This window comes from Marinomonas sp. ef1 (assembly GCF_002806845.1).
In the GTDB taxonomy this organism is placed as follows: domain Bacteria; phylum Pseudomonadota; class Gammaproteobacteria; order Pseudomonadales; family Marinomonadaceae; genus Marinomonas; species Marinomonas polaris.
This window is the reverse complement of sequence record NZ_NHTT01000007.1, coordinates 72,505-85,568: the sequence shown is the minus strand read 5'-3', so window position 1 is coordinate 85,568 and position 13,064 is coordinate 72,505. Positions and strand designations below refer to the sequence as shown.

Below are 13,064 nucleotides of genomic sequence, written 5' to 3'. Positions count from 1 at the left end.
AAAAGAATGTCATAACGTTAATAATTGAGAATTAGAAGATAAAAAGCGCTGCAGCTAACACAGTGTCAATACTCTATTAAAAAGGCTTTCTTGAGTGAATACCCCTGTTCAGTCTTGCGTCAGCAGCAAAGGTCACTGATACAAAAACGCTTCTTTTATCAAAGATAGAAGAAGCGTATACCAAAACTCGCGTTTTGTTGTATGACAATTTGACATGTATTTTGAATGAAAAAATTATATCAGCATTGCTAGACCTAGACAGCGTCGCTTGTCGCCAATAACTGCAACCCAGCACCCGTATTGGAAATCGGCAAATGATAACTACGATGCAGCTCGGTTAACGTTCCCTGCAAAGCGCCACGCATCGCTAACCACATATTCAACTCAACACCTTGAGAGCCTGCTTGTTCTACCAAGTCAAAATTAGTGAATTTGGTAAGCGCTTCCGGTTCATTCACGATTTTATCCATGCAATATAAATCAAATGGTTTATTAATGAAGCCCGCGCGCTGTCCATCTAGCTGATGAGATAAACCACCGGTTCCAAATATCACAACTTTCTGATTACCAGAGTAAGAACGAATAGCGTCACCAATCGCCTTGCCAAAATCAAAACAACGACTGGGTTTCGGCATAGGATGACGTTCACAGTTGATCGCAATTGGAATCACTTTAATATGACCGTATTTATGACCTGGCCACATGAGCGTAAGAGGCACTGTCAGTCCATGGTCCACTTTCATTTCTTGGCAAACGGTTATATCAAACTCGTCCTCTATCAATTGATTAACGATATGCCAAGACAACTCAGTTTCCCCAGTTACTGGTGGAATTTCAGCAATCCCCCAACCTTCGTCGGCATTCTCATACTGAGCTGCAGCGCCAATAGCAAAAGTCGGTTTGCGATCATGAAAAAACTCTAATCCGTGATCATTATAAAAAATGACGGCGATGTCAGGTTCTTGCGCATACAGCCATTCACGTACAGGTGGATAGGCATCAAAGAAATCTTTCCAATAAGGTGTTTGCTCAAGACCTTTATCCATCGCTACACCAATGGCAGGAATATGTGATGTGGCGATACCGCCAAGTATTTTCGCCATTATTTATCTCCCTGCTGTACTAAAAATGCTTTAAATTCGTCTGTTGTCATACCCGTCTGTAAACCACCAACATCTTGTACATTTAATCCCAAGATCCCAGCAAATTTTGCCAGATAATAAATACTTCCACCGGCTTCTAACATGGCAATGACATCACGATTTTTTACAGCCTGTTTTTGCTCTACAGAAAGTCCAAACTTTTCACAATAATCGTCTTCATTAGCTAGGAATGCTTTTCGCCCATTTGCGTTATTAAAGGAATAACACATTTTATTTAAGGGGTAGCCCTTCGTTGCCATCGGCCCATCAAACATAATATTGCCCGGAATATGACTCACCTGACTCATTCTGTTACCTCGCTATAAGATTGTTTTATTCAATGGCGTAAACGCCCATTAGTAGCGAGTATAAGAACAAACGAGCTGTACAAACCTTGATCTATATCTATTTTTTACTATTTAAAAAATAGAACGCATTATTTTTAGATTTTTTTAATGAGAGTTCCATTTTGGCCATATATAGGAAAAAATACGTAATTAATCCTTCAATTTGATTTCTTTGATATTCATTTTTGATATAGTTTATAAAAAATAAGGAGGTCTTATGGAGATAGCAATTCCCAACTTACGGCATTTACGCGTATTTCTCGCGGTCGCAGAGCTAAAAAGCATCACCCGAGCTTCTGAAAATATCTTTTTATCTCAGCCAGCCATCACCCAAGCGATCGCCAAGCTAGAAGGATTATTGGGCGCGTCGCTTTTTGAGCGCCATTCAGATGGTATGTATCCCACTCCATCAGGTGAGGTGTGGCAAAAACGCGTCAGCCGCGCCATCGATCATATTCAAACAGCCACACAAGAAATCGTGAAAGACACGACTCAAAAAGAACGCACTCCTAAAAATCTCATCGCCTTAATTAGCACCACCCAATTAAGAGCTTTAATCGCGGTGAGCGAAGCGCAAAACTTCAGTATTGCGAGCCGAAACCTGGCGGTGTCGCAGTCTTCCGTACACCGAGCCGCGCGAGATTTAGAACGCCTGCTCGGCGTTGTATTATTCGAAAAAAACAGCCTTGGAACCAGCGCAACCAAAGCAGCACAAACTTTGGCAAAAGCCACCAAACTAGCTTTCAGTGAATTACGCCAAGGCATATACGAGATCAACGCTTTACAGTTTAAAGATGTCAGTACCATCACCATAGGCAGCATGCCTTTGGCACGTATGACCATTTTGCCAAAATCAATTTTGCAGTTCAACGAACGCCATCCTGATGTGAATATCAATGTAACCGAAGGCCCGTATGCCGATTTACTTCATCATCTACGCCAAGGTGACATCGATATTATTTTAGGTGCATTACGTCATCCAACACCGGCTGATGATGTGGTCCAGGAAGAATTATGGGCGCCGCCATTATCAGTAGTGGCTCGTAAAGATCATCCATTAATGAGCAAACAAAACATCAGCGCACAAGATCTCGCCGAGTTTGCTTGGGTCGTTCCCGCCAAAGGCACTCCGACTCGACAAGCTTTCGAAGACATTTTCAAAGACGCTGGTATCGCCTTACCAACACGATTGGTTGAATCCAGTTCACAGATACTTATTCGTGAACTATTAATCGAAAGCGATCGATTAACACTCATCTCGGCACACCAAGTGGAGCGAGAAATTAATATTGAATTACTCAATGTTATAGACTTTCCGTTGGACCATACACGCCGCCCAATTGGGCTTTGTGTGCGAAAAAGCTGGCTTCCAACCGTCACTCAATCCCACTTTCTTAGCTTATTACGAGATATCTCAGAACGTTTTCGATGAAAACTACAAAAGCCTCATTGCAAAAAATGAATAGCTTATGCGGTTTATGGATTATCCCCATTAGGTGTCGGATGCTAGATTTGTTATCAATATAAGACTCGGGCAATGTTATGCCCTTACAATAAACACTCGCACTTTTAGGAGTAGACTAATGAGAATTTGTATCGCTGGCGCATCTGGCGCTTTCGGCATGAAACACATGGACGCCATCGCGGCGATCGAAGGTGCAGAAGTCGTTTCTGTGGTTGGCACAAAAATCGATGCGATTAAAGCCTTCGCTGAAGAACGCGGTGTTCCTCACTACACAACAGATCTAGCAGAAAGCCTAGCTCGTGATGACGTTGATGCGGTAATCCTAGCTACCCCGACTCAAATGCACGCTGCGCAAACTATCCAATGCCTTGAAGCTGGCAAACATGTTATGTCTGAAATCCCAATGGCAGACAACATTGAAGACGCTCGCAAAGTGGTTGAAGTACAAAAGAAAACTGGCCTAGTTGCCATGGCGGGACACACTCGTCGTTTCAATCCTTCGCACCAGTGGATTCATAACAAGATAATGGCTGGCGAATTAAACGTTCAACAAATGGACGTGCAAACCTACTTTTTCCGACGTTCAAACAAAAACGCCCTTGGCCAAGCACGTTCTTGGACTGACCATCTACTATGGCACCATGCTTGCCACACTGTGGATTTGTTCCAGTACCAAACTGGCGAAACAGCAAGCAAGGTTCAAGCACTTCAAGGTCCGATCCATCCTGAACTTGGCATCGCCATGGACATGAGCATTGGTATGAAAGTGCCTAACGGTGCAATATGTACGCTATCTTTGTCATTCAATAACGACGGTCCATTCGGTACCTTCTTCCGTTATATTTGCGACAACGGCACTTATATCGCACGTTACGACGATCTATTTGACGGCAGCGAAAACAAGATTGACCTATCTGGCGTAGCGGTTTCAAACAACGGTATCGAACTACAAGACAGAGAGTTCATTGCAGCCATCCAAGAAGGTCGTGCGCCAAACTCTTGTGTGACTCAAGCTATTGAAGCGATGGAAACCCTACATCGCTTAGAAGAATGCCTAGAAGCATAAGAACAGTGCAAAGTTCAATAAATTAAGACACAAACAGGGAGCCTAGGCTCCCTGTTTTCGTTACACTGTTTTGCAATAGTAGTCGTGCAGTAAAACATAGCAAAGCAAACTAACAAGGACTTTTTTTATGTCAAAACATCCACATTTAGCCAATCCAAACATCGGCCTCGGCTGCATGAATTTATCCCATGCTTACGGTTCACCTGTTGCAGAAGAGCAAGCCATCAAAGCGCTTCATCAAGCATTTGAAATGGGTTATCGCCATTTTGATACCGCGACCTTATATGGCGGTGGTAACAATGAGCTTTTAGTCGGTAAAGCACTAAAAGATCGCCGTGATGAATTTTTCCTTGCCAGCAAATGCGGTATGGCCATGGTTGATGGCAAAAAAGAGATTAACGGCAGACCTGAAAATATTCGCAAGCAGTGCGAAGACAGCCTAAAACGCCTACAAACAGACCATATCGATTTGTATTATTTGCATCGCTTGGACTTCAATGTACCAATCGAAGAAAGCGCAGGCGCTCTAGGCGATCTGGTAAAAGAAGGCAAAATTGGTGCGGTGGGTTTATCAGAAGTGTCTGCCGAAACGCTAACTCGTGCTCACAACGAGTTCCCAATTACTGCGATTCAGTCCGAATATTCTTTATGGACACGCAATCCAGAAATTGCCGTTTTAGAAGCCTGTAGGAAACTAGGCGTTACCTTTGTTGCTTTCAGCCCATTAGCACGCGGATTCTTAACGGGCACATTAAAAGACGTTGCGGATCTAGAAGCCAAAGACATTCGTAACAACATGCCACGCTTTAACGCCGAGCATTATCCTAACAATCTAGCCTTGTTAAACGACTACTTTGCCCTTGCGAAAGACATCGGCTGCACACCATCGCAACTAGCTTTGGCTTGGCTCACCGCAAAAGATAAAAATATTGTCCCTATTCCTGGCACTCGCTCGGTTAATCATATGAGAGACAATTTTGAATCAGCGCAATTAAAGCTGGATGCCAAACAAGTCAGCCTGCTAGACGAGATGATTAATCAAAATAACGTACATGGCACGCGCTATACCGCCGCACAACAAGCTGAAATAGACACCGAAGAGTTCGCATAACCATCTACAGCTTATCTATCATCCAATCGAATCTATAATATTTTTGAGATTCGGTTGGATCATTTCTTCATAGCTAAATATCACTTTTTGTTTGCGTACCTGCGATCCTGCTTATATGTTAAAAGGGTTATACGTTAGCTTGTCCATAAGACGACCTAACCATTACTAATGTATTGACCTCTTTGGACCGTATTATGGATCAAAACGACATCACACCTTTGTCTACTGCGAATTTACTGGGTATCGAGTTTATCGAGATAGTCGCGCCCTCTTTAGAAAGCGTGACTCCCCTAATGACTGAGCTAGGTTTTAGCCTTTACGCAAAACATCGACGTAAAAATGTATTCTTATTTCAACAAAATCAGTTAAAAATAATTATCAATTGTTCGCAAGATCCAACATTGGAAGCTTATGTTGGCGAAATGGGCATCGCTCTTTTTGCTATCGCCTTTAAATGTGACGACGCTTCTATCGCTCATGCTGAGCTAATAAAACGAGGGGCTTGGGATTCATCCAATCATTCAGGCCCGATGGAAGTCAATATTCCAGGCATTGAGGCAATGGGCGGCACCTTAATCTATTTAGTTGATCAAGTGCGTGACGATTTAAGCGTATATGAGATTGATTTTAAAACCATCCCCAGCGTAGCTGAAAAATTAAATGGTTCACTGTCTCACTTCCATGAATTTACTATACAAGTAGATCCTGACCGTACTCAGACTTGCTTAACCTTTTTTGAACGTCTTTTTGGTTTTCAAGCCAAAGAAGAGGCCAGCTTACAGCTCCCTGGAAAACACGCCATCAGCCTACGTTTTGTCGAAGCTTCAGACGAACAACACAATACTGAATTTTTTAGCAAAATCACTTTCAAAGCGAATGAGAACAGTCCACTTCGTCATCAAATTTTCGCAGGTAATGATCGCGCCTTTGCTATAGAGGTAATCTAATATGCTGTCTATTGCGGCAAACCTTTTTCATAGTACGCTCGAAGATAAATTCGCCGCGTTGGCCCAAGCAGGCTTTCTAAAAATTGACCTAACACACTCTGATTTTGGCGCTGATAAGCGTGATATCGAACACATTGCCGAACTCGCCAAACGCAATGGCATTGAAATCAGCAGTGCGTCGAGTTTGCGAGAGTTTGGTGGAAATACAAATCATATCCATGAGTACGATATGGATTTGGCGCGCAATTACTTAAAAACCTTAGCGCAACTGAATTGCCGCTTACTGGTTGTTATGCCACCAACCATTCGCTCTAAGAACATAGACATCAATCAAATTTTGGCCGATCTTCGTGCTTTGGCTAATTTAGCCATTCCTTATCGCATTAAGATTGCTTTAAAAGCATTGCCTTGGTCACCTTACATTGGCAGTTATCAAGCCGCTGCCTCGCTTTGCCGAGACGTAAACAGCCCAAATTTTGGCTTAGTAATTGATACGTTTCATTTTCTGAGTGAATCAGAAGCAATTGATGTTCTTGAAGAAATTCCGACGTCAGATATTTTTTTAGTACAATGCTCGGACTTCAACAGCAGCATGACCTATTCGCTTGAAGATCAAATCGAGACCTATCACCACAAGCGTTTGATTCCGGGAGATGGCTATTATGAAAGTAGCATTGTCACCTTAATAGAACACCTGCATCAACAAGGTTATCGTGGTCACTATTCTATTTTAGCCAATAACGCCATCTACAAGACCCAACAAACTGATGAGCTTATCTCTCGTATAAATTCCTTCCAAGAAGCTTGCCAAGTGTTTCTGTAATGACAAAATTGATATGAAAAAGGCCGTCTTTCTAATAAAGAAAAACGACCTTTTTAAAGTCTATTTCATTAGCTTCCTAATGGAATCATCTTTCTCAATAATGAACTAAACGATTTCAATCAGCATTTCACCCGGTGTGACTCGGTCGCCTTTTTTAACGAAAACGCCTTTTACCGTACCCGCCACGTTGGCGTGTACCTCGGTTTCCATCTTCATGGCTTCCGTGACGAGTACAGCTTGACCCGCGGTAACCGTGTCGCCTTCTTCAACCAAGACATCAATGATATTACCCGGCATCGCCGCACTAACATGACCAGGTTCAGTCGCGCGAGATCGCCCTGCACCACCGTCAGCAACATATTCATTCAGCGATTCAAACACCACTTCTTCTGGCATACCGTCCAAAGACAAGTACAACTTGCGTTTACCAACCCCAAAGTCACCTACACCAGTGATTTCAACATTGTAGACTTCACCATGCACATCAATCTTGAACTCAGTAGCCAAGCCACCTGCGGCTGCACCTTGACCCGCTTGTTCTAGCGGTAACAAGACTTCTGGAACCAAGGTTCCGTCAGCACGTTGCTGTAAAAATTCACGACCTAGTTCAGGGAACATAGCAAAGGTCAGTACATCTTCTTCTGATTTCGCTAATTCACCAATTTCATTGCGTAATTTATAAAGCTCTGGTGACAAAGAATCCGCAGGACGAGCGTCGTTAACTGATTCATTACCTACGGCTTTTTTCTGCACGTCTGGATTTACTGCCGCTGGCGGTTGGCCGTATCCACCCAATAAGTAACGTTTCACTTCATTGGTGATAGTTTTATAGCGCTGACCTGCCAATACGTTATAAACCGCCTGCGTACCAACGATTTGCGAGGTAGGCGTTACCAAAGGCGGATAGCCTAAGTCAGCACGAACACGAGGAATCTCGGCAAACACCTCACGAATCTTGTCTAACGCATTTTGCTCTTTTAACTGGTTCGCCAAGTTTGACATCATACCGCCCGGCACTTGGTTAACCTGTACAGACACATCTTCGCGCGTAAATTCGCTTTCAAATTGATGATACTTTTTACGAACATCACGGAAGTAATCGGCAATTTCTGACAACAAGGCCAAATCTAAACCCGTGTCGTAATCGGTATCTTTCAAAGCCGCCACTTGAGTCTCAGTCGCTGGATGGCTAGTGCCACTGGCAAAGGATGAAATCGCGGTATCAATACGGTCGGCACCTGCTTCGATGGCTTTAAGCTGACACAAAGGCGCCAAACCTGAGGTTGAATGGCTGTGTACTACTAAAGGCAAATCGACTGCTTCTTTGATGGCTTTCACCAGATCATAAGTCGCATAAGGCGTTAACAACCCCGCCATGTCTTTAATGGCAATAGAATCTGCACCCATGGCTTGCATGGCTTTGGCTTGCTCGACAAACAAGGCTGGCGTATGCACTGGGCTGGTCGTATAACAAATCGTACCTTGCGCATGTTTACCGGCTTTTTTCACCGCTTTCATGGCAGTTTCGATATTGCGAAGATCATTAAGAGCATCGAATACTCGGAACACATCAATGCCATTGTCAGCCGCTTTTTGTACAAACGCTTCTACAACATCATCGGCATAATGGCGATAACCCAAAAGGTTTTGACCACGCAACAACATTTGCAAACGGGTATTTGGCAAAGCCGCACGAAGCTGACGCAATCGCTCCCAAGGGTCTTCTTTCAAAAAACGTACGCAAGCATCAAAGGTCGCGCCGCCCCACACTTCTAAAGACCAAAAACCGACTTGATCGAGTTTTTCACAGATCGGCAACATGTCTTCCGTGCGCATACGAGTGGCAATCAGCGATTGGTGAGCATCACGCAAGGTGACATCTGTCACTTCTATTTTTTGTTTAACTTGACTCATTTTCTTCCTCCTGCGGATTATCGACCAACATGCGCTGCAATAGCGGCTGCCAACACCAAAGCGATATCACTTGGATGGCGTCTAACGGAATAATTTAATAATTCAGGGTGCGCTGGAACGAATCCAGTATTGAATTTCCCTTTGATGAAATCTGGGTGTTTCAGAATTTGCTGATAATAATTGGCGGTAGTTTTGATACCATGCAAACGCATATCGTCAATGGCACGGCGACCGCGCGCGACCATCTCATCCCAAGTCAACGCCCAAACCACCAGCTTCAAACACATTGAATCAAAGTAAGGCGGAATCTCGTAACCAGTATAAATCGCCGTATCAACACGAACCCCAGGACCACCCGGCGCGTAGTAGTGAGTAATACGCCCAAAGCTGGGTAAGAAATCGTTCTTTGGATCTTCCGCGTTAATACGGAACTGCATCGCATAACCACGATAACTAATGTCTTCTTGGCGGAAGCTAAGCGGCGAACCAGCCGCGATACGAAGCTGTTCACGCACAATATCGACACCCGTGATTTGCTCGGTAATCGTGTGCTCAACCTGTACTCGTGTATTCATTTCCATGAAATACACTTCGTTGCCAGACAACAAAAACTCCACCGTACCTGCGTTAACATAATCCACCGCTTTAGCAGCACGTACAGCGAGATCACAAATATACTGACGTTGCTCTGGGGTAAGTTGCGGGCTTGGCGCAATTTCGATCAACTTTTGATTGCGGCGCTGAATCGAACAATCACGCTCATACAAATGAATCGCATTGCCTTGGGAATCCGCCAATATTTGAACTTCAATATGGCAAGGATCAACGATGCATTTTTCTAAAAACACTTCAGCTGAACCAAAAGCTTTGGTCGCTTCCGAAATAACACGAGGATATTGGGAGGTTAATTCTTCTGGTGTGTCACAACGCCGAATACCTCGACCGCCACCGCCAGAGGTTGCCTTGATCATCACCGGATAACCAACTTTCCCAGCTAGAGTAAGCGCCTCTTCAAGGTTGGCTAAATTCCCCTCTGAGCCAGGTGTGATTGGAATACCTGCTGCACGCATACTGTCGCGCGCTTGAGTTTTATCACCCATTTTATGAATGACGGAAGAATGAGGCCCGATAAAGGTAACGCCTTTTTGCTCACACAGTTCTGCAAAATGCGCATTTTCAGACAAAAAACCATAACCGGGGTGAATCGCATCACAACCCGTTTCTATGGCTAAATTCACTAGACGCAAAGGGTCTAAATAACCGGCAAGTGGATCATCGCCTAACGAGTAAGACTCGTCTGCACGTTTGACATGCAAGGCATATCGATCAGGTTCCGTAAATATCGCAACAGAGCGAATCCCAGCCTCTGAACAAGCGCGAATGATACGAACCGCAATTTCACCTCGGTTAGCGATCAACACTTTTTTTAACATGAGTCACTCCTTTCTTGTTGAACATTTAGCCTACTCAAAGATCAACCAAAGTAAAAATTGATATTACGACATTTATGTATAAGCTATTCCTGATAGATAAAAGCTGATAGATAAGATCCGATGGATAAACCAAGAGGAAACAAAAACAATGCCTCAAAGCGTACAAAGTTTAGTGAACCGACTCACGTTTAGACAATTACAAGTGTTTAAGAGCGTTTATGAATTGAGTAGCTACAGTCGAGCTGGCGATATGCTGGGGTTAAGTCAGCCTGCCGTTAGCAACCAAATACGACAACTTGAACAAGCACTGGAACAACCGCTGTTTGAATACGTCGGTCGTCAGCTTTACAGTACAGCGACGGCCAAGCGTTTGGCTCAATGCATTCATGCTATGTTTGATGAAATACAACGCTTTCAAGATGACTTATCAGAGGAAACTGGCCTAATATCTGGTGAATTAACTTTGGTGGCTGTGAGTACGGCGCAATATGTGGTGCCTTACTTACTTCGGGCTTATACCAGCTTGCATCCAAACGTCACGATAAACGTGAAAGTCATGAACCGTGCAGCGGCCATTGAGCGACTCAACGAAAATCATGATGAATTAGCAATCATGGGCATGGTGCAGAATGATAAACCTATGTTTAGCATACCTTTTTTGAACAATGAGTTAATCGCTGTTGTACCACAAAACCATCCTCTTCTCGCTCTAGAAGACATCTCATTAAGCACCTTTTTAGAACACAACTTACTGCTTCGAGAAGCAGGGTCAGGCAGTCGGTTAGCACTAGAACTGCATTGTCAAAAGCAACGTATTCGTCTGCACGCAGAGATGGAAATTGGCTCCAATGACGCGATCAAACATGCCGTTATTGCAGGGCTAGGTGTAGCCGTGTTACCCAAACTAGGCATACTCTCAGAGCTTACTCTTGGTACCTTAATCGAAGTTCCAATCAAAGATTTCCCCCTTCGCCGATCATGGTGTTTGATCCACCCTCAAGGTCGTCATCCAACTCCGACTATGCGCTCCTTTATTGACTACATTCAACAAAACATTGGCCAGTTTGAAACCATGTTCGCTCGAATGACTGAAAAATAATCTACTCGATACTATTATCGTTAGACAAGAGTAATGCCTTATTTAGCCAGTTCAATCCCCCCATCATTTTTTCCTGCAAAAAAGCAAACAACCACTCACAAAGAGTTACTCAAAATAAGTAAACCATTAACAAACATCACACGTATATAACACTTAACAAACATTAAATCCAAGCATTACAGTGTAAAATTCGACCAGTTTTGTAGGAAAACACCTACACAAAACAATGGGGAATGCGACTGTCATACTGACAAATCACCCCTAGCGAGGAACTGTCATGTTTTTTACCAAACAAAAGAAAGCCATCGAAAAAACTCTACCTCAAAGCGAAGACTCTGCTTTCATTACGGCTATGAAGAAATTTTGTGCATCCATTAGCTTTTTACCAGATGGCACAGTATTAGATGCCAATGCACTATTCCTCGATACAGTGGGCTACTCATTAGAAGAAATCCAAGGACAAAAACATGCCCTATTTTGCCCTACTAAAGTCACCTCTAGTCTCGATTACAAACATTTTTGGTCGGATTTAGCGGCTGGACAAAGCAAACAAGGTACGTTTTTACGCAAAAACAAAAACGGCTCGGATATTTGGCTTGAAGCCACTTACTTTCCAGTTGAGATAGATGGGAAAATCGTCAAAGTCATAAAAATTGCTTCCGATGTCACTCGAAACAAAATAATGGCAGACAGTCAAAGTGCAGTCTACAACGCTATAGACAGATCTTCAGCAACCATAGAATTTATGCCTGACGGTACCATTATCACGGCTAATGATAACTTCATTACAACTATGGGATATCGATCTCAAAAAGACATCATAGGCCAACATCATCGTCAATTTTGCACTCCAGAATTTTACCAAGAAAACCCTAATTTCTGGGCAGAGCTGGCCCATGGTGACTTCAAAACTGGACAGTTCAGACGTATAAATAAACAAGGTAAAACGATCTGGCTAGAAGCAAGCTACAACCCAATTTTTGATCAATTTGGCAAAGTAATTAAGATACTCAAGGTCGCGTCAGATATTACCGAACGAGTCAATACGCAGCTAGCCATTCAAAATGCGGCCGAAGTGGCACATTCAACATCTGTAGAAACCGCTAAAGTTTCAGAAAATGGTGCAGATATCTTACGTCGCACCGTTGAGACATCTGACAAAATCGTCGCAGATATTGAAGTATCTACAGACCTTATTGAGCAGTTAAATCATCAGTCGCAAAACATCGCTAAGATTGTTACCTCTATTGGATCAATTGCCGATCAAACCAACTTGTTAGCACTAAATGCAGCGATAGAAGCCGCTCGTGCAGGAGAAAATGGCCGAGGCTTTGCCGTTGTCGCAGATGAAGTTCGCACGCTCGCCGCCAGAACAAGCAAGTCAACGGTCGAAATTGAAGACATGGTAAAACAAAATAGCAATTTAACCCTGCAAGCAAAAAACAGTATGAGCAAGGTAAGTGAACGCTCAAGCGAGAACGCGCAACTGATTAATGAAGCATCAGGCATCATAGATGAAATTCAAAAAGGTGCTAAACACGTATCAAACACAGTGAGCAAATTGCTGCATACAGAAAAGTAACTGCCTTTTCTTATCAAAAAGATAACTAACCGTTACATTTTAGGACACTTTCACTACAGCTATAGAAATAAACACCATTTATAGTCTGATTACTAACACAGCAATAAACACTAAAAAGTACGCAAGGCTAGGGAG

General features: G+C 43.3%; 11 protein-coding genes. 7 read left to right on the top strand and 4 right to left on the bottom strand.

What is annotated here, in order from left to right; genetic code table 11:
* Positions 1–254 precede the first annotated feature (254 nt).
* Together CCS02_RS11430 and CCS02_RS11425 are read right to left on the bottom strand one after the other, a co-directional pair.
* Complete coding sequence (locus tag CCS02_RS11430) at positions 255–1,103, bottom strand: class III extradiol dioxygenase family protein (protein WP_100186478.1); 849 nt, start codon at positions 1,101–1,103, stop codon at positions 255–257.
* Complete coding sequence (locus CCS02_RS11425; protein ID WP_072840161.1) at positions 1,103–1,450, bottom strand: protocatechuate 4,5-dioxygenase subunit alpha; 348 nt, start codon at positions 1,448–1,450, stop codon at positions 1,103–1,105. Before CCS02_RS11425 ends, CCS02_RS11430 begins: the two co-directional genes overlap by 1 nt.
* Positions 1,451–1,706: 256 nt before the next feature.
* Here CCS02_RS11425 and CCS02_RS11420 point away from each other — a divergent pair, with 256 nt between their 5' ends.
* From CCS02_RS11420 to CCS02_RS11400, 5 genes are all read left to right on the top strand, one after another.
* Positions 1,707–2,921, top strand: coding sequence for a LysR family transcriptional regulator (locus CCS02_RS11420; RefSeq protein WP_100186480.1), 1,215 nt, complete (start codon positions 1,707–1,709; stop codon positions 2,919–2,921).
* A 151-nt stretch (positions 2,922–3,072) separates the two neighbouring features.
* Positions 3,073–4,020, top strand: coding sequence for a Gfo/Idh/MocA family oxidoreductase (locus CCS02_RS11415; RefSeq protein WP_072840163.1), 948 nt, complete (start codon positions 3,073–3,075; stop codon positions 4,018–4,020).
* A 127-nt stretch (positions 4,021–4,147) separates the two neighbouring features.
* Positions 4,148–5,131, top strand: a complete 984-nt coding sequence (locus CCS02_RS11410; protein WP_072840164.1) for an aldo/keto reductase — start codon at positions 4,148–4,150, stop codon at positions 5,129–5,131.
* Positions 5,132–5,325: 194 nt separating this feature from the next.
* The gene (locus tag CCS02_RS11405; protein WP_100636612.1) at positions 5,326–6,078 is read left to right on the top strand and encodes a hypothetical protein; all 753 of its coding nucleotides are present in this window, start codon (positions 5,326–5,328) and stop codon (positions 6,076–6,078) included.
* Position 6,079: 1 nt separating this feature from the next.
* Positions 6,080–6,901: a sugar phosphate isomerase/epimerase family protein gene (locus CCS02_RS11400; protein WP_100636611.1), complete on the top strand. Its 822-nt coding sequence runs from the start codon at positions 6,080–6,082 to the stop codon at positions 6,899–6,901.
* Between the two features lie 105 nt (positions 6,902–7,006).
* Here CCS02_RS11400 and oadA read toward each other — a convergent pair whose 3' ends face one another.
* Entirely contained in the window at positions 7,007–8,815 is a 1,809-nt protein-coding gene (gene oadA, locus CCS02_RS11395; RefSeq protein ID WP_100186481.1) for a sodium-extruding oxaloacetate decarboxylase subunit alpha, read from the bottom strand.
* Positions 8,816–8,832: 17 nt separating this feature from the next.
* Entirely contained in the window at positions 8,833–10,248 is a 1,416-nt protein-coding gene (locus tag CCS02_RS11390) for an acetyl-CoA carboxylase biotin carboxylase subunit (protein WP_100186482.1), read from the bottom strand.
* 148 nt (positions 10,249–10,396) lie between these two features.
* On the opposite strand from CCS02_RS11390, the gene CCS02_RS11385 reads away from it, so the two are divergent.
* Both CCS02_RS11385 and CCS02_RS22470 read left to right on the top strand, forming a co-directional pair.
* Positions 10,397–11,347 (top strand): LysR family transcriptional regulator, encoded by a 951-nt coding sequence (locus CCS02_RS11385; protein ID WP_100186483.1) that lies wholly within the window; start codon positions 10,397–10,399, stop codon positions 11,345–11,347.
* A gap of 277 nt (positions 11,348–11,624) precedes the next feature.
* On the top strand, positions 11,625–12,929 hold the full coding sequence (locus tag CCS02_RS22470; RefSeq protein WP_100186484.1) for a methyl-accepting chemotaxis protein: 1,305 nt from the start codon (positions 11,625–11,627) through the stop codon (positions 12,927–12,929).
* The last annotated feature ends 135 nt before the right edge of the window (positions 12,930–13,064 follow it).

What these genes read in the sequence shown, in the direction of transcription:
- CCS02_RS11400 (WP_100636611.1), top strand. Translation starts at nt 6,080, where the DNA reads ATGCTGTCTATTGCGGCAAACCTTTTTCATAGTACGCTCGAAGATAAA.
- CCS02_RS11405 (WP_100636612.1), top strand. Translation starts at nt 5,326, where the DNA reads ATGGATCAAAACGACATCACACCTTTGTCTACTGCGAATTTACTGGGT.
- CCS02_RS11415 (WP_072840163.1), top strand. Translation starts at nt 3,073, where the DNA reads ATGAGAATTTGTATCGCTGGCGCATCTGGCGCTTTCGGCATGAAACAC.
- CCS02_RS22470 (WP_100186484.1), top strand. Translation starts at nt 11,625, where the DNA reads ATGTTTTTTACCAAACAAAAGAAAGCCATCGAAAAAACTCTACCTCAA.
- CCS02_RS11425 (WP_072840161.1), bottom strand. Translation starts at nt 1,450, where the DNA reads ATGAGTCAGGTGAGTCATATTCCGGGCAATATTATGTTTGATGGGCCG.
- CCS02_RS11410 (WP_072840164.1), top strand. Translation starts at nt 4,148, where the DNA reads ATGTCAAAACATCCACATTTAGCCAATCCAAACATCGGCCTCGGCTGC.
- CCS02_RS11430 (WP_100186478.1), bottom strand. Translation starts at nt 1,103, where the DNA reads ATGGCGAAAATACTTGGCGGTATCGCCACATCACATATTCCTGCCATT.
- CCS02_RS11385 (WP_100186483.1), top strand. Translation starts at nt 10,397, where the DNA reads ATGCCTCAAAGCGTACAAAGTTTAGTGAACCGACTCACGTTTAGACAA.
- CCS02_RS11420 (WP_100186480.1), top strand. Translation starts at nt 1,707, where the DNA reads ATGGAGATAGCAATTCCCAACTTACGGCATTTACGCGTATTTCTCGCG.
- CCS02_RS11390 (WP_100186482.1), bottom strand. Translation starts at nt 10,248, where the DNA reads ATGTTAAAAAAAGTGTTGATCGCTAACCGAGGTGAAATTGCGGTTCGT.
- oadA (WP_100186481.1), bottom strand. Translation starts at nt 8,815, where the DNA reads ATGAGTCAAGTTAAACAAAAAATAGAAGTGACAGATGTCACCTTGCGT.